At 72.8% G+C, this 15,693-nt stretch carries 14 protein-coding genes; 9 read left to right on the top strand and 5 right to left on the bottom strand.

Going from position 1 to position 15,693, the window contains the following annotated elements:
• Positions 1-199 precede the first annotated feature (199 nt).
• The gene (locus tag AC0666_RS12975; protein ID WP_361721023.1) at positions 200-856 is read right to left on the bottom strand and encodes an MBL fold metallo-hydrolase; all 657 of its coding nucleotides are present in this window, start codon (positions 854-856) and stop codon (positions 200-202) included.
• Positions 857-865: 9 nt separating this feature from the next.
• Positions 866-1,555, bottom strand: a complete 690-nt coding sequence (locus tag AC0666_RS12970) for a maleylpyruvate isomerase family mycothiol-dependent enzyme (protein ID WP_468966805.1) — start codon at positions 1,553-1,555, stop codon at positions 866-868.
• A gap of 185 nt (positions 1,556-1,740) precedes the next feature.
• Between AC0666_RS12970 and uvrA the strand changes: the two genes are divergently transcribed.
• On the top strand, positions 1,741-4,689 hold the full coding sequence (gene uvrA, locus AC0666_RS12965) for an excinuclease ABC subunit UvrA (protein WP_468584701.1): 2,949 nt from the start codon (positions 1,741-1,743) through the stop codon (positions 4,687-4,689).
• Between the two features lie 129 nt (positions 4,690-4,818).
• On the opposite strand, the gene AC0666_RS12960 is transcribed toward uvrA, so the two are convergent.
• Positions 4,819-5,469 carry an NAD(P)-dependent oxidoreductase gene (locus tag AC0666_RS12960; RefSeq protein ID WP_478707585.1) on the bottom strand — a complete coding sequence of 217 codons (651 nt, stop codon included), beginning with the start codon at positions 5,467-5,469 and terminating at the stop codon, positions 4,819-4,821.
• A 69-nt stretch (positions 5,470-5,538) separates the two neighbouring features.
• On the opposite strand from AC0666_RS12960, the gene AC0666_RS12955 reads away from it, so the two are divergent.
• The gene (locus AC0666_RS12955; protein ID WP_468966797.1) at positions 5,539-6,144 is read left to right on the top strand and encodes a TetR/AcrR family transcriptional regulator; all 606 of its coding nucleotides are present in this window, start codon (positions 5,539-5,541) and stop codon (positions 6,142-6,144) included.
• A 25-nt stretch (positions 6,145-6,169) separates the two neighbouring features.
• On the opposite strand, the gene AC0666_RS12950 is transcribed toward AC0666_RS12955, so the two are convergent.
• Positions 6,170-7,051 (bottom strand): carbohydrate kinase family protein, encoded by an 882-nt coding sequence (locus AC0666_RS12950; protein WP_468966795.1) that lies wholly within the window; start codon positions 7,049-7,051, stop codon positions 6,170-6,172.
• A 92-nt stretch (positions 7,052-7,143) separates the two neighbouring features.
• On the opposite strand from AC0666_RS12950, the gene AC0666_RS12945 reads away from it, so the two are divergent.
• The gene (locus tag AC0666_RS12945) at positions 7,144-7,602 is read left to right on the top strand and encodes a Rieske (2Fe-2S) protein (RefSeq protein WP_478707584.1); all 459 of its coding nucleotides are present in this window, start codon (positions 7,144-7,146) and stop codon (positions 7,600-7,602) included.
• Positions 7,603-7,630: 28 nt separating this feature from the next.
• Here the strand turns inward: AC0666_RS12945 and AC0666_RS12940 are convergent, their stop codons facing one another.
• The gene (locus AC0666_RS12940; protein WP_468966789.1) at positions 7,631-8,581 is read right to left on the bottom strand and encodes a hypothetical protein; all 951 of its coding nucleotides are present in this window, start codon (positions 8,579-8,581) and stop codon (positions 7,631-7,633) included.
• A gap of 228 nt (positions 8,582-8,809) precedes the next feature.
• Here AC0666_RS12940 and AC0666_RS12935 point away from each other — a divergent pair, with 228 nt between their 5' ends.
• The 6 genes from AC0666_RS12935 to whiA all read left to right on the top strand — a co-directional run bounded on the left by AC0666_RS12935 (position 8,810) and on the right by whiA (position 15,560).
• On the top strand, positions 8,810-9,400 hold the full coding sequence (locus AC0666_RS12935) for a papain-like cysteine protease family protein (RefSeq protein ID WP_468966786.1): 591 nt from the start codon (positions 8,810-8,812) through the stop codon (positions 9,398-9,400).
• A gap of 5 nt (positions 9,401-9,405) precedes the next feature.
• Positions 9,406-10,194, top strand: coding sequence for a hypothetical protein (locus AC0666_RS12930; protein WP_468967572.1), 789 nt, complete (start codon positions 9,406-9,408; stop codon positions 10,192-10,194).
• 302 nt (positions 10,195-10,496) lie between these two features.
• Positions 10,497-12,533: an excinuclease ABC subunit UvrC gene (uvrC, locus tag AC0666_RS12925; RefSeq protein WP_468966785.1), complete on the top strand. Its 2,037-nt coding sequence runs from the start codon at positions 10,497-10,499 to the stop codon at positions 12,531-12,533.
• Positions 12,530-13,513, top strand: a complete 984-nt coding sequence (gene rapZ / locus AC0666_RS12920) for an RNase adapter RapZ (RefSeq protein WP_468966783.1) — start codon at positions 12,530-12,532, stop codon at positions 13,511-13,513. The genes uvrC and rapZ overlap by 4 nt, the downstream gene beginning before the upstream one ends.
• On the top strand, positions 13,510-14,580 hold the full coding sequence (locus tag AC0666_RS12915; RefSeq protein WP_468966778.1) for a gluconeogenesis factor YvcK family protein: 1,071 nt from the start codon (positions 13,510-13,512) through the stop codon (positions 14,578-14,580). Before rapZ ends, AC0666_RS12915 begins: the two co-directional genes overlap by 4 nt.
• A complete protein-coding gene (gene whiA, locus AC0666_RS12910) occupies positions 14,571-15,560 on the top strand; it encodes a DNA-binding protein WhiA (protein ID WP_356849235.1) in 990 nt (329 codons plus the stop codon). The genes AC0666_RS12915 and whiA overlap by 10 nt, the downstream gene beginning before the upstream one ends.
• Positions 15,561-15,693 lie beyond the last annotated feature (133 nt).

Raw genomic sequence — 15,693 nt, 5'->3', positions numbered from 1 at the left:
GGCGGCGGCGTCCGCGGCGGCGACGACGTGGCCGGGGACGGAGGCGTCGCCGGGGCGGGGGCGGGGTCGTGGTGCATGGTGCAGCAACTACCCCGCCCCGCACCTCCGGGACGTGCGTTCGGTCATCTTCGACCGGAAGGAGTGCACTCCTCCGCGGAGTTGACCGGACGGCGACCGGCCGGCGCCGGCCGGGCCGGGACTACCAGCCCCGCTCGCGCCACTCGGCCAGGTGCGGGCGCTCGGCGCCGAGCGTGGTGTCGTTGCCGTGCCCCGGGTACACCCAGGTCTCGTCCGGCAGCTGCTCGAACAGCTTGTGCTGCACGTCGTCGATGAGGCTCGCGAAGGCCTCCGGGTCCCCCCACGTGTTGCCGACGCCGCCGGGGAAGAGGCAGTCCCCGGTGAAGACGTGCGGGTGCCCGTGCGGGTCGTCGTAGACCAGCGCGATCGAGCCCGGAGTGTGTCCCACCAGGTGGCGGGCGGTCAGGGTGACCCGTCCCACCGTGATCGTGTCGCCGTCCGCCACCGCCACGTCGGTGGGCACCGGGATGCCCTCGGCGTCGAAGGCGCCCGCGTACGTCCGGGCGCCGGTCGCGTCGACCACCTCCTGGAGGGCGCCCCAGTGGTCGCCGTGGCGGTGGGTGGTGACGACCGAGGCGATGCCGTCGTCCCCGATCAGCTGCAGCAGCGTGTGCGCCTCGGCGGCTGCGTCGATCAGCAGCTGTTCGCCGGTGGCCCGGCAGCGCAGCAGGTAGGCGTTGTTGTTCATCGAGCCCACCGCGACCTTTGAAATCATCAGGTCCGAGAGTTCATGCACGTCGGCCGGACCGCCGACCTTGACCGCTCCGCTGTACGTCATGTCGTGATCCTAGAGCGCCGGGAGGGCGGGCAGGGCTCCGCCCGCGGTGGTCAGCGAGGCGCCCTTGTCGCCGCGGCCGGCCAGCCAGGCCAGCAGCCCGGCCGCCGGGCCGGAGACGGTGACGACGGGGTCCCCGGCGGTGCCGGTCCGCCAGGTGCGGCCGTCCGTCGCGGTCAGGGCGGTGGCGGGGACTTCCGGGCGCCCGGCCCAGCGGTCCGCGAGGAAGGCGATCTCGCGCCCGGTGAACTCCTCCGGCAGGTCGTCGAGCCCGTAGCCGATGTTCAGGTCGACGTGGTGCAGCTCCACCTCGACGAGCCGGCGGAAGGGCACGTTCGAGGCGAGGTCGGTCACACCGTTGCGCAGTTCGACGGTCCGGGACCACTCCTGGGGGGCGTCCGCGACGGCCTGGAAGCGGTCCGCGGAATTCCGCACGTCCTCCAGCTGTTCCACCAGAGGCCGGCCGGCATCGCGCTCGATGTCCGCGTCGCGGGCTTCGCCGCTCTCGTACATCGGGCGGCCCTCCAAGACGTTGACGAGGGCGTCCGCATTGCGTGCGAGGTGGGCCAGGATGTGGCCACGGGTCCACCCGGGGAGGTGTGACTCCCCGGCCAGGGCGGCGTTGTCCAGTTTCGCGGCCGCGGTCAGCAGCCGGTCCGTGGCTTCACGTACAGATCGCAGGTCGTGCACATGATCAGTCATGGGACCGAGCCTAGTGGGCCCGGGGCGTGGGCCACCCGATCGGGTGAAGCCGTCCCTGGCGTGCCGTAAATCGAATGCGCGTGCTATACGCTCGTAAGTCAAGCACCACCCCACCGCAGAGGCGCCCCCCATACCCTGGGACGGGGGCCCGTGCCCCCGCTCTCTCAAGAAAGGTGCGGACCGGCGTGACCGACCGTCTCATCGTTCGTGGCGCTCGCGAGCACAACCTCAAGAACGTCTCGCTCGACCTGCCCCGCGACTCCCTCATCGTCTTCACCGGACTCTCCGGGTCGGGCAAGTCCTCCCTGGCCTTCGACACGATCTTCGCCGAGGGCCAGCGCCGCTACGTCGAGTCGCTCTCGTCGTACGCCCGCCAGTTCCTCGGGCAGATGGACAAGCCCGACGTCGACTTCATCGAGGGCCTCTCCCCGGCCGTCTCGATCGACCAGAAGTCGACCTCGCGCAACCCGCGCTCGACCGTCGGCACCATCACCGAGGTCTACGACTACCTCCGCCTGCTCTTCGCGCGCATCGGCAAGCCCCACTGCCCCGAGTGCCGCCGCCCGATCTCCCGGCAGTCCCCGCAGGCGATCGTGGACAGGGTGCTCGCGCTCCCGGAGGGCAGCCGCTTCCAGGTGCTCTCGCCGCTGGTGCGCGAGCGCAAGGGCGAGTTCGTCGACCTCTTCTCCGACCTCCAGACCAAGGGCTACAGCCGGGCGCGGGTGGACGGGGAGACGATCCAGCTCGCCGAGCCGCCCACGCTGAAGAAGCAGGAGAAGCACACCATCGAGGTGGTCGTCGACCGCCTCACCGTCAAGGACAGCGCCAAGCGCCGGCTCACCGACTCGGTGGAGACCGCCCTCGGCCTCTCCGGCGGCATGGTGATCCTGGACTTCGTCGACCTGGCCGAGGACGACCCCGAGCGTGAGCGGATGTTCTCCGAGCACCTCTACTGTCCGTACGACGACCTGTCCTTCGAGGAGCTGGAGCCGCGGTCCTTCTCCTTCAACTCGCCCTTCGGAGCCTGCCCCGAGTGCACCGGCATCGGTACGCGCATGGAGGTGGACCCGGAGCTGATCATTCCGGACGAGGACAAGTCCCTGGACGAGGGGGCGGTCTCCCCGTGGTCGCTCGGCCACACCAAGGACTACTTCCAGCGGCTGATCGGCGCGCTCGCCGGCGAGCTGGGCTTCCGCACGGACATCCCGTGGGCCGGGCTGCCGGCGCGTGCGAAGAAGGCCCTGCTGTACGGGCACCGGACGCAGATCGAGGTCCGCTACCGCAACCGGTACGGACGGGAGCGGGCCTACACGACGGCCTTCGAGGGCGCCGTGCCGTTCGTCAAGCGGCGGCACGCGGAGTCCGAGAGCGACGCGAGCCGCGAGCGCTTCGAGGGCTACATGCGCGAGGTGCCGTGTCCGACCTGTGAGGGCACCCGGCTCAAGCCCATCGTCCTCGCGGTGACGGTGATGGAGAAGTCCATCGCCGAGGTCGCCGCGATGTCGATCAGCGAGTGCGCGGAGTTCCTGGGGCAGCTGCGGCTCGACGCCCGGGACAAGAAGATCGCCGAGCGGGTCCTCAAGGAGGTCAACGAGCGGCTGCGCTTCCTCGTGGACGTCGGCCTGGACTACCTCTCGCTGAACCGCGCCGCCGGGACCCTTTCGGGCGGCGAGGCCCAGCGCATCCGGCTGGCCACGCAGATCGGCTCGGGCCTGGTGGGCGTGCTGTACGTGCTCGACGAGCCCTCCATCGGCCTGCACCAGCGGGACAACCACCGGCTGATCGAGACGCTGGTGCGGCTGCGCGACATGGGCAACACCCTGATCGTGGTCGAGCACGACGAGGACACCATCAAGGTGGCCGACTGGGTCGTGGACATCGGTCCGGGCGCGGGCGAGCACGGCGGCAAGGTCGTGCACAGCGGCTCGCTGAAGGAGCTGCTGAAGAACGGCGAGTCGATGACCGGGCAGTACTTGTCCGGCAAGCGGTCCATCGCCGTCCCGGACGTACGCCGCCCGGTGAACGGGGACCGCAGGCTCACCGTCCACGGCGCCAAGGAGAACAACCTGCGGGACATCGACGTGTCCTTCCCGCTGGGCGTGCTCACGGCGGTCACGGGCGTCTCCGGCTCCGGCAAGTCCACGCTGGTCAACGACATCCTCTACACGCACCTGGCGCGCGAGCTGAACGGCGCCCGGTCGGTGCCGGGGCGGCACACGCGGGTGGACGGGGACGACCTGGTCGACAAGGTCGTGCACGTCGACCAGTCGCCGATCGGGCGCACGCCGCGGTCGAACCCGGCGACGTACACGGGTGTCTTCGACCACGTGCGCAAGCTCTTCGCCGAGACGATGGAGGCGAAGGTGCGCGGCTACCTGCCGGGCCGCTTCTCCTTCAACGTGAAGGGCGGCCGGTGCGAGAACTGCTCCGGTGACGGCACGATCAAGATCGAGATGAACTTCCTGCCGGACGTGTACGTCCCGTGCGAGGTGTGCCACGGCGACCGGTACAACCGGGAGACGCTGGAGGTCCACTACAAGGGCAAGTCCATCGCGGAAGTCCTGAACATGCCGATCGAGGAGGCGCTGGACTTCTTCGAGGCCGTGCCGACGATCGCGCGGCACCTGCGGACGCTGAACGAGGTGGGCCTCGGTTACGTGCGGCTCGGCCAGTCGGCGCCGACGCTCTCGGGCGGTGAGGCGCAGCGCGTGAAGCTGGCTTCGGAGCTCCAGAAGCGGTCGACGGGGCGGACCGTCTACGTCCTGGACGAGCCGACGACCGGTCTGCACTTCGAGGACATCTCGAAGCTGATCAAGGTGCTGTCGGGGCTGGTGGACAAGGGGAACTCGGTGATCGTCATCGAGCACAACCTCGACGTCATCAAGACGGCGGACTGGGTCATCGACATGGGTCCCGAGGGCGGCTACGGCGGCGGTCTCGTGGTGGCCGAGGGCACGCCGGAGCAGGTCGCGGCGGTGGGCGCGAGCCACACGGGCAAGTTCCTGCGGGACATCCTGGGCGCGGACCGCATCTCGGACGCGGCCCCGGTGGTGCCGGCGGCCCGGAAGCGGGCCACGGCCAAGAAGGCCGCCGCCCCGGCCAAGAAGGCGACGGCGCGGGCCCGCAAGGCCTGACCGCCGCCCTGGCAGCGGTCCTCCGACGCCGGCGGGGCTGGAAGATCCAGCCCCGCCGGCGTTCGGGGATCCGGGTCCCCGGGCCCCGGACCGGTTCCGGGGGAGGGGGCCGGGCCGTCCGGCCCGGTGTCAGGCGGCGACGCCCACCGCGTGGTGGACGGTCGAGGGGTCCGTCAGGGAGGTCAGGAGGGCGTCCGCGACGTCCGCGCGGGCGATGACCCGGCCTTTCGGCACATTCGCTCCGACCACCCTGCGGTAGCGGCCGGTGCCCGGCCGGTTCAGCAGACGCGGCGGCCGGATCACCGTCCACTGCGTGCCGCTCGCCCGGATCGTCGCCTCCATGACGGCCAGATCCGCGTACAGGTCCCGCAGCGCCCTCCGCAGCAGCGGCAGGAAGACCTTCCGGCTGAACCATCCGTCGTCCGCCACGTCCGGCCCCACCGGAGCCGCGCTGACCGCCGCGAGGCGGCTCACCCCGGCCCGGTCCATGGCGCTCACGATGGCCCGTAGCGCCGGCCCCGTGACCGGAGCCAGCCGGGCCTGCTTGTTGCCGGCCGCTCCCAGCGCCGAGATCACCGCCGAGCGGCCGGAGAGGACGGGGAGCAGGGCGTCCTCGTCCGTGAGGTCGGCGATGACCGCCACCCGGAGCCGGTCGTGCGCCGCAACCCCCAGCCGGGCCGGGTCCCGGACCAGCGCCGTCACCTCGTGACCTGCGTCGAGCGCCTGGCGGACGACCTCGCGGCCTACGCCGCCCGAGGCTCCGAACACCGTGAGTTCCATGGCTGAGCTCCCGCCTCCCCAAGGGTGGGTGAGTATTTACTCACCCTCAGATGCCCCTAGAGTGAGTGAATGCTCACCTCGAAGTCAAGCCGTCCCACGCCCGAGCGGCTGCTGGACGCCGCCGAGACGCTGATGCGCACCATCGGCCTGGCCAACACCACGACGAAGGCCATCGCCCGGGAGGCGGGCTGCTCGGAGGCCGCGCTCTACAAGTACTACGCGAACAAGGAGGAGCTGTTCGTGCGGGTGCTCATGGAGCGCACGCCCAACGCCGGACCGCTCATGGCCGAGCTCGGGGGGGACCACCCGGAGCGCTCCGTGGAGGACGGCCTCGCCGCCATCGCCCGGCACGCCTCCCTCTTCTACGCGGATGCCATGCCCATGGCGGCCTCGCTCTTCGCCGAGCCCGCGCTGCTGACCCGGCACCGCGAGGGCGTCCAGCAGATCGGCACCGGGCCGCACGTCGTACGCGACGCCCTGACCGCACACCTGCGCCGGGAGCAGGACCGAGGGAGGCTGCGCCCGGACGCCGATCCCGCGGCCGCCGCCGCGCTGCTGCTCGGCGCCTGCTTCCAGCGGGCCTTCTTCCTGCACTTCTCCGGCGCGGAAGTCGTCCAGCCCGTCGAGGAGTTCGCCCCCGCCGTGGCCCGTACCCTGTGGGCCGCCCTCCGCTGAGCCGTGCGCCGGCGGGTGGGCCGGGCTAGGCGCCGAGCTCTCCCGCGTACGGCGGCTCGGCGCCCGCCCGCGTGCAGGTCAGGGCGGCCGCGTGGGCGGCATGGGCCAGGACGGCAGGCCAGTCCACCGGGCCGGACCGTTCGCGGGCGGCCAGCCGGTGCAGCAGCGCCGCATTGACCGTGTCGCCCGCACCGATCGTGTCGACCACCGCCACCGGACGGGCGGCCGCCGTGTGCTCCGCGCCCTCCCGCGTCCGGACCGTCAGCCCCTGGTCGCCCCGGGTGAGCACCACCGCGGACGGCCCCGCCGCCAGCCAGTCCTCCACCCGGCCGCCCAGCCACCGGGCGTCCTCCTCCGACAGCTTGAGGACGGACACGTACGGCAGCCAGCCGCGGAACCGGGCTCGGTAGGCCTCCGGGTCCGGGATCAGCCCGGGCCGGATGTTGGGGTCGAGCAGGGTCAGCAGCCCGCGCCGCGACTCCCGGCGCAGCAGGGCCTCGTACGCGCTCGCGCCCGGTTCAAGCGCCAGCGAGCAGGTGCCGAGGGCCAGGGCGCGGGCGCTCGCCGGGAGCGCGTCGGGCAGGGTGAACAGCCGGTCCGCCGTGCCCTCCACGTAGAAGCCGTACGCCGCCGAGCCGTCCGGGGCCAGCGAGGGCACGGCGAGGGTGGTGGGCTCCGGGCCGCGCTGGACCAGCGAGAGGTCGACCCCGGCCGCTCGCAGCCCGGCCAGCAGGCTTTCGCCGAGGCCGTCCGTCGAGACCCTGGAGCAGAAGGCGACGTCCGCACCGAGCCGGCCCAGTGCCAGCGCGGTGTTGTACGGCCCCCCGCCCGGCCGCGGCAGCAGCGCGCCCGGCGGCTGCGCCACGGGCACCAGGTCGATCAGGGCTTCTCCGCCGACGACGATCACGCGGGGGAAGCTATCCCATCGGCCGCCGGTATCGTCGGGTGGGCCCGGCCGAACGGAGTGCCGGCCGCCGCAGTCCGAACCAGGAGCACCGCATGTCCGCGTCGCCGTCCTCCCCCTCGCCCCGCCGGGAAATACCCCCGGCCCGCCGTACCGTCCTCAAGGGCGCCGCCGCGCTCGCCCGGGCGGCCGGCGCCGGAGCGACGCTCGCGGCCTGCTCCCCCGAGGGCAACAGCGGATCCGGCTCCCCGGCGGTCCCCACCGCCCCGGTCGAGCTCGGAGCCGCGTCCGAGGTGCCGGTCGGCGGCTCGAAGCTGTTCCGCGAGCGGAAGCTGGTCGTCAGCTGCCCCGCCGAAGGCCAGTACAAGGCGTTCAGCGCCCAGTGCACGCACGCCGGCTGCGTCCTGGACAAGATCGTCGAGGGGGAGGCCAACTGTCCCTGCCACGGCAGCCGCTTCGACGTGGCGACCGGCAAGGTGCTGCGCGGCCCGGCCGCCGACCCGCTGCCCGCCGTCCCCGTCAGGGCCGAGAACGGCAGGCTCATCGCCGGCTGACCGCACCCCCCGCCCGCCGGCGTGCCGGCTAGGCCCAGTCCCAGGCGATGCCGAGGATCCCGCGCCGCACCGTCGGCTCCACCAGGTGCACCGCCCGGTGGCGTCCGCTCGGGGTCAGGTCGGCGAGGTCCCTGCTCGGCGCCCCCGGGCCGGAGCGGCTGAAGCGCCGGCAGCGCACCGGCAGCGCCGCCTCGTCGAAGCGGACCTGGAGCACGTACTGCCCGCCGGTGTAGCTGAACCCGCGGACGTACTCGGTGCTGCGGCCGCCGGTCCCGTCCTCGAAGCCGTACCCGAAGACGTACGTGTCCCCGGCGCGCAGCCGGGCGTCGAAGAGCAGCTCGGCGACGAGCACCTCCGCCTCGCCGTGCCAGCGCACCCGGCCGGTGCGGCAGTTCTCGTGCGCCTGGACCCGCACCCGGGCCGGGTCGCACCCCGGGTCGCCGTGGTGGACGGCGAGGTAGCGGTCGACCCCGTCGCGGTGGGCCCGTACGACGTGCTGCGACTCGCGGCCCAGCAGCTCACCGGCGCCTCCGATGCGCACCCGCTCGTGGTGGCCGACGGTGTGCAGGCCGCCGTCGGCGGGCAGTTCCATGCCGGCCAGCAGCTCTTCCACGGCCGCCCCCACGCTGATCAGCGCCCGGTACGAGCGGGACGGCGGACGGACCGCTTCCGGCCCGGCGCCCCGCCCGGACTCGGTCAGCAGCCGCAGCAGCGTGCCCGTGGGCAGTTCGAGGATCTGCTCCAGGGCCCGTACGGCCCGCAGGGACTCGGGGCGGCGCGGGTGGCGGGCGCCCTGCTGCCAGTAACTGAGGCTGGTCACTCCGACCTTGATGCCGCGGGCGGCCAGCCGGTGCTGGACGCGGTGCAGCGGCAGCCCGCGAGCGGTGAGCGCGGCGCGCAGCGCCAGATGGAAGGGTCCGGTGCGCAGCAGGTGCGCGATGTCCTCGGTGCTCGCCGCGCCCTGCCCCGTCGACCGCATGGCGGCTCCTTCTGTGAACGTTCACGCGCGGTGGGACGGGAGGGTCTGCCGTGGGTGTCCGGGGTCCAGGTGAAAGGACGGCAGCCGTTCACACGGCGGTCCCGCCGTTCACACTGCAATGTCCCCGCGTATTGAAGCGTGTTGACCTGATCGCGACAACACCTTGATGCTCCTCCTCAGCGTCCGGACGCGCTCCTCCATCCCCACTCCCCCCACGGGAGGAACGCGATGCGCAACCGAAACCGGCGGCTGTCCCTGGCCGCCGTCCTCACCGCCGTGCTCTTCGCCCTGCCCACCGCCACCGCCACCGCCGCCGGTGCCGGTACCGACTCCGCCCTGTCCTCCAAGCGCCTGAACATCACCATGCAGGCGCAGCAGAAGACCAACTGGTGCTGGGCCGCCAGCGGCAACACGATCGCCACGTGGTTCGGCCGCACCTACACCCAGAACCAGTTCTGCAACGCTGCCTTCAACCGCCAGCAGGGCTACGACTGCCCCAACAACCAGGCCACCCTGGGCAACGTCCAGACCGCCCTGAACTGGGCCGGGATCAGCCCCGGCTCGTACGTGAACGGCTGGCTCCGCTACAGCACCGTACAGACCGAGATCGACGCGAACCGCCCGATCGAGACCCGGATCCAGTGGTCCAACGGCGGTGGCCACATGCACGTGATCTACGGCTACGACACCGCGAACAGCTGGGTCTACTGGGGCGACCCGTGGCCGTCCAGCGACCGCTACAACTGGGCCTCCCACGCCTGGTACGTGGACAACGGCACCTTCTCCTGGACCCACTCGCTCTACCGGATCGGGGCGTGAGCGCCATGACCGCGACCGTACGCACCGCCGCGGCCGTGCTCGCCGCGACCGCCGGCCTGGCCCTCGGCCTGACCCCGCAGGCCTCCGCCACACCCGTGCCGCAGCCCCGGTCGGTCACCGCCGAGACCCGGGCCGAGGCGGGCCGGGCGGCCGCCGCCCCCGACACCCTGGCCACCCTCTCCCGGTTCTTCGCCCGGGAGGGCAAGGTCACGGTGGCCGCCGCACAGCCCCGCATCCAGGGGGAGGCGGTGCCGGTCCACTACCTCTCCCCGGACTTCGTCGCGGGCAAGCCCGGCGCGTCCGTGGCCCGTCTGGAGTTCCTCGCCACCAAGGCGGTCTCCTCGGACGGGCAGCAGGCCTCGCTGTGGACCGCCAGGACCGGGGCGGGCTGGCAGGTGGTGAACATCGCCACCGGCGACGACGAGTTCCGCTACGCGCAGATGGGCGCCGCGAAACTGCCCGGCGGCACGGTGTTCCGGGAGCCGCAGACCGACGCCTGGTACGTCGCCGGGGACAGCCGGGTCCTCCCGCTGGACGAGGACGCGGTACGGGCGGTGGGCGACGGCGGGACCACCCTCGCCGCCTACCGCACCCGGGTGGCGAAGGCGTACGGGGACAAGCTCCCCGGCTCCGCCTACGCCAAGGCCGGCAAGGCCGGCGGCTTCGACACGGCGGCGCCCGCCGCCGCCGGGGCCGACGTACCCGTGGTGGCGGGAGCCGCCGGCGCACTGGCGCTCGGCGCAGCCGGATCGGCCGCCCTGCTGCGCCGGCGCCGGCGGGCCGCGCAGGGCTGATCCGCCGGGCACCCCCGACCCCCGCAGGGCTCGGCCGTCCCCCCGGACGCCGGGCCCTGCGGGACCGTCCCCTCCCCGCCCTTCTCCCGTTCACCGGGCTCCGCCCGGACCCCGCGCCTCAAACGCCGGCGGGGCTGGATCCGGCCGGCCCCGAGCCCCCGCGCCTCAACCGCCGGCGGGCTGGAACGGCAGGTCCGGGCCGCATCGGGGCGCGGGCCCGTGCCGGTGGGCCCGGGCCTGCGCCGTCCGCCCGACCGAGCCGGTGCTGCCGGGTTGTCGGTCCCCGCAAGTAGGGTGTTGGCATGGCCGACCCTTCCAGTTACCGCCCCGCGCCGGGACAGGTGCCCGACTCCCCGGGGGTCTACAGGTTCCGCGACGAGCACCGCCGGGTGATCTACGTCGGGAAGGCCAAGAGCCTGCGCCAACGCCTGGCGAACTACTTCCAGGACGTCGCCGGCCTGCACCCCCGTACCGCCACGATGGTGACCACGGCCGCCTCCGTCGAGTGGACCGTCGTCTCCACCGAGGTCGAGGCGCTCCAGCTCGAATACTCCTGGATCAAGGAGTTCGACCCCCGGTTCAACGTGAAGTACCGGGACGACAAGAGCTACCCCTCCCTCGCCGTGACCATGAACGAGCAGTACCCGCGGGTCCAGGTCATGCGCGGCCCCAAGAAGAAGGGCGTGCGCTACTTCGGACCGTACGGGCACGCCTGGGCCATCCGCGAGACCGTCGACCTGATGCTGCGGGTCTTCCCCGTCCGCACCTGCTCCGCCGGGGTGTTCAAGCGGTCCGCCCAGATCGGCCGCCCCTGCCTGCTCGGCTACATCGGCAAGTGCTCCGCGCCCTGCGTCGGCCGCGTCACCCCCGAGGAGCACCGCGAACTCGCCGAGGACTTCTGCGACTTCATGGCCGGCCGCACCGGCACCTACCTCTCCCGCCTGGAACGCCAGATGCACGAGGCCGCCGAGGAGATGGAGTACGAGAAGGCCGCCCGGCTGCGCGACGACATAGGGGCGCTGCGCCGGGCCATGGAGAAGAACGCCGTCGTGCTCGCCGACGCCACCGACGCCGACCTCGTCGCGGTCGCCGAGGACGAGCTCGAAGCCGCCGTCCAGATCTTCCACGTACGCGGCGGCCGGGTCCGCGGCCAGCGCGGCTGGGTCACCGACAAGGTCGAGGCCGTCGACACCGCGGGGCTCGTCGAGCACGCCCTCCAGCAGCTGTACGGGGAGGAGAAGGGCGAGGCCGTACCCAAGGAGGTGCTGGTCCCGGCGCTCCCCGACGACGCCGCCGCGCTCGCGCTGTGGCTCGCCGAGCGCCGCGGCTCCCAGGTCAGCCTGCGCGTGCCGCAGCGCGGGGACAAGAAGTCGCTCATGGAGACCGTGCACCGCAACGCGCAGCAGTCCCTGGCCCTGCACAAGACCAAGCGCGCCAGCGACCTCACCACCCGGTCCCGGGCCCTGGAGGAGATCGCCGGGGCCCTGGAGCTGGACAGTGCGCCGCTGCGCATCGAGTGCTTCGACATCTCGCACCTGCAGGGCGAGGACGTGGTGGCCTCCATGGTCGTCTTCGAGGACGGCCTCGCCCGCAAGAGCGAGTACCGGCGCTTCCAGATCAAGTCGCATCCGGGGCAGGACGACGTCCGCTCCATGCACGAGGTGGTCTCCCGGCGGTTCCGCCGCTACCTCCAGGAGAAGCTGAAGACCGGCGAGTGGTCCCCGGAGGACGGCGACGAGCAGCCGGCCGAGGACGACGGCAGGCCCAAGCGCTTCGCGTACCCGCCCCAGCTCGTCGTGGTCGACGGCGGGCAGCCGCAGGTGGCCGCCGCCCAGCGGGCCCTGGAGGAGCTCGGGATCGACGACGTGGCGGTGTGCGGCCTGGCCAAGCGGCTGGAGGAGGTCTGGCTGCCCGGCGAGGACGACCCGGTGGTACTGCCGCGCAGCAGCGAGGGCCTGTACCTGCTGCAGCGGGTCCGTGACGAAGCCCACCGGTTCGCCATCCAGTACCAGCGCAACAAGCGCGGCAAGCGGATCAGGTCCGGCCCCCTGGACGAGGTGCCGGGACTCGGCGAGAGCCGCAAGCAGGCCCTGGTCAAGCACTTCGGTTCGGTGAAGAAGCTGAGACAGGCGACAATCGACCAGATCTGCGAGGTCCCCGGTATAGGCCGCAAGACGGCCGAGACCGTGGCCGCGGCGCTCGCCCGGGCGGTCCCCGCCGGTCCTGCCGTCAACATGGCGACAGGAGAGATCATTGAGGATGACCATCCCGCGCCAGTGGGAGGGGGTACCCCCAGCGGTGGCTGGGGGACATCGTCCGAACGGGGGACCGAGCAATGACCGAGCACGCGTCCGAGCACGAGACCGCGCACACCACCGACCACACGACCGAGCACGACCGAGACGGAGCACAGGTGACTACGGGCACGACAGTGGAGCCCGGAGATACCGCCGAGGCGGCCATCCCCGAACTGGTGATCATCTCCGGCATGTCAGGCGCCGGCCGCAGCACGGCGGCCAAGTGTCTGGAGGACCTCGGCTGGTTCGTCGTCGACAACCTCCCGCCCGCCCTGATCCCCACCATGGTGGAGCTCGGCGCCCGCTCGCAGGGCAATGTGGCGCGGATCGCCGTCGTCGTCGACGTCCGCGGCCGCCAGTTCTTCGACGCCCTGCGCGAGTCCCTCGCCGACCTGGAGCTGCGCGGGGTCACCCGGCGCATCGTCTTCCTGGAGTCCTCCGACGACGCGCTGGTCCGCCGCTTCGAGTCGGTCCGCCGCCCGCACCCGCTCCAGGGCGACGGCCGCATCGTCGACGGCATCGCCGCCGAGCGCGACCTGCTGCGCGAGCTGCGCGGCGACGCCGACCTGGTGATCGACACCTCCAGCCTCAACGTGCACGAGCTCCGCGCCAAGATGGACGCGCAGTTCGCCGGCGACGAGGAGCCCGAGCTGCGGGCCACCGTCATGTCCTTCGGCTACAAGTACGGCCTCCCCGTAGACGCCGACCTCGTCGTCGACTGCCGCTTCATCCCGAACCCGCACTGGGTGCCCGAGCTGCGCCCCTTCACCGGGCTGAACCCGGAGGTGTCGGGCTACGTCTTCAGCCAGCCCGGCGCCAAGGAGTTCCTCGACCGCTACACCGAGCTGCTCCAGCTCATCGCCACCGGCTACCGCCGCGAGGGCAAGCGGTACGTGACCATCGCGGTCGGCTGCACGGGCGGCAAGCACCGCAGTGTCGCCATGTCGGAGAAGCTCGCCGCCCGCCTCGCCTCCGAGGGAGTCGAGACCGTCGTGGTCCACCGGGACATGGGGCGCGAGTGACCGGACGCACGCTGCGGCTGCGCCGCCTGCGCCGTCTCACCTCGGGACGGGACGAGGACGGCGCCCGCCGCACCGGGCTGCGCCGCGGCGCAGCCCCCAAGGGGGCCGCACCCAAGGTCGTCGCCCTCGGCGGCGGCATGGGGCTGTCGGCCTCCCTGGCGGCCCTGCGCCGGATCACCGGCGAGCTCACGGCCGTGGTCACCGTCGCCGACGACGGCGGCTCCAGCGGCCGGCTGCGCGAGGAGCTCGGCGTACTGCCGCCCGGCGACCTGCGCAAGGCGCTGGCCGCGCTGTGCGGCGACGACGACTGGGGCCAGACCTGGTCCCGCGTCATCCAGCACCGCTTCCAGTCCGCCGGCGCCCTGCACGAGCACGCCGTCGGGAACCTGCTGATCGTCGCCCTGTGGGAGCAGCTGGGCGACCCGGTCCAGGCCCTCGACCTGGTGGGGAAGCTCCTCGGCGCCCAGGGCCGGGTCCTGCCCATGTCGGCGGTGCCCCTGGAGCTCCAGGCGCTGGTCCGGGGCCACGACCCGGCCCGACCGCAGGACGTGGACACCGTCCGGGGACAGGCCACGGTGGCCACCACCCCCGGCGAGGTGCTCTCCGTCCACGTCGTGCCCGGCGACCCGCCGGCCGTGCCGGAGGCCGTGGCCGCGGTGCTGGACGCGGACTGGGTGGTGCTCGGTCCCGGGTCGTGGTTCTCCTCGGTGATCCCGCACCTGCTGGTCCCCGAACTCCTCGACGCGCTGATGGCGACCAAGGCCCGCCGGGTCCTGTCGTTGAACCTCGCGCCGCAGCCCGGTGAAACAGAGGGCTTCTCTCCGCAGCGTCATTTGGAGGTTTTGGCCCGACACGCCCCTAAACTCGCCCTGGACGTGGTGCTGGCCGACCAGGCCGCCGTGCCCGACCGCGAGTCCCTCGCCGATGCCGCACAGCGGTTCGGTGCCGCGGTCGAACTGGCCCCCGTGGCCAGGCAGGACGGCTCTCCGAAGCATGACCCGGAGCTGCTCGCCGCCGCGTACGACCGTATTTTTCGGATGCATGGAAGGATCGGCCCATGGCGATGACGCCAGCGGTGAAGGATGAGATCTCCCGGCTCCCCGTCACCCGGACCTGCTGCAGGAAGGCGGAGGTCTCGGCGATTCTTCGGTTCGCGGGCGGGCTGCACCTGGTGAGCGGGCGGATCGTCATCGAGGCGGAGCTGGACACCGGGATCGCTGCCCGGCGCCTGCGCAAGGACATCCTGGAGATCTTCGGCCATTCCTCGGACCTCGTGGTCATGGCTCCCGGCGGACTGCGCCGCGGCAGCCGCTACGTCGTCCGCGTCGTGGCCGGGGGCGACCAGCTGGCCCGCCAGACGGGCCTCGTGGACGGCCGGGGCCGCCCCATCCGGGGTCTTCCCCCGCAGGTGGTCTCCGGGGCCACGTGTGACGCCGAGGCGGCCTGGCGCGGCGCCTTCCTGGCCCACGGCTCGCTCACCGAGCCGGGCCGGTCCTCCTCGCTGGAGGTCACCTGCCCCGGTCCGGAAGCCGCCCTGGCCCTGGTGGGCGCCGCCCGGCGGCTCTCCATCGCCGCGAAGGCCCGCGAGGTGCGCGGGGTGGACCGGGTCGTGGTCCGCGACGGCGACGCCATCGGCGCCCTGCTGACCCGGCTCGGCGCCCACGAGTCGGTGCTGGCGTGGGAGGAGCGGCGGATGCGGCGCGAGGTGCGCGCCACCGCCAACCGCCTGGCCAACTTCGACGACGCCAACCTGCGCCGCTCGGCCCGGGCCGCGGTGGCCGCCGGGGCCCGCGTCCAGCGCGCCCTGGAGATCCTGGGCGAGGAGGTGCCCGAACACCTGGCCGCGGCCGGCCGGCTGCGCATGGAGCACAAGCAGGCCTCCCTGGAGGAGCTGGGCGCGCTCGCCGACCCGCCGCTGACCAAGGACGCGGTCGCCGGCCGGATCCGCCGCCTGCTGGCGATGGCCGACAAGCGGGCCCAGGACCTCGGCATCCCCGGCACCGAGTCCAACCTCAGCGAGGAGCTCGCCGACAACATGGCCGGCTAGCCGGTCGGCCCTCTCCCGCGTCCTCGGACAGGGTCGTAGGCCTCCCGGGGCCCGTACGTCACACGTGCGGGCCCCTTTCGGCCACGCCCCATTGACATGAGCATGGGCCGGTCGTGAGCCTGGCGGGCGAACG

It is taken from the genome of Streptomyces sp. NPDC043680 (assembly GCF_056436685.1).
Note: the sequence above shows the minus strand (reverse complement) of the source record. Positions and strands in the feature narration are given on the sequence as shown.

Excerpts from the sequence above, each read along its gene's own strand:
- AC0666_RS12955 (WP_468966797.1), top strand. The coding sequence starts at position 5,539 with ATGCTCACCTCGAAGTCAAGCCGTCCCACGCCCGAGCGGCTGCTGGAC.
- whiA (WP_356849235.1), top strand. The coding sequence starts at position 14,571 with ATGGCGATGACGCCAGCGGTGAAGGATGAGATCTCCCGGCTCCCCGTC.
- AC0666_RS12960 (WP_478707585.1), bottom strand. The coding sequence starts at position 5,469 with ATGGAACTCACGGTGTTCGGAGCCTCGGGCGGCGTAGGCCGCGAGGTC.
- rapZ (WP_468966783.1), top strand. The coding sequence starts at position 12,530 with ATGACCGAGCACGCGTCCGAGCACGAGACCGCGCACACCACCGACCAC.
- AC0666_RS12935 (WP_468966786.1), top strand. The coding sequence starts at position 8,810 with ATGCGCAACCGAAACCGGCGGCTGTCCCTGGCCGCCGTCCTCACCGCC.
- AC0666_RS12930 (WP_468967572.1), top strand. The coding sequence starts at position 9,406 with ATGACCGCGACCGTACGCACCGCCGCGGCCGTGCTCGCCGCGACCGCC.
- AC0666_RS12975 (WP_361721023.1), bottom strand. The coding sequence starts at position 856 with ATGACGTACAGCGGAGCGGTCAAGGTCGGCGGTCCGGCCGACGTGCAT.
- uvrC (WP_468966785.1), top strand. The coding sequence starts at position 10,497 with ATGGCCGACCCTTCCAGTTACCGCCCCGCGCCGGGACAGGTGCCCGAC.
- AC0666_RS12940 (WP_468966789.1), bottom strand. The coding sequence starts at position 8,581 with ATGCGGTCGACGGGGCAGGGCGCGGCGAGCACCGAGGACATCGCGCAC.
- AC0666_RS12970 (WP_468966805.1), bottom strand. The coding sequence starts at position 1,555 with ATGACTGATCATGTGCACGACCTGCGATCTGTACGTGAAGCCACGGAC.
- AC0666_RS12945 (WP_478707584.1), top strand. The coding sequence starts at position 7,144 with ATGTCCGCGTCGCCGTCCTCCCCCTCGCCCCGCCGGGAAATACCCCCG.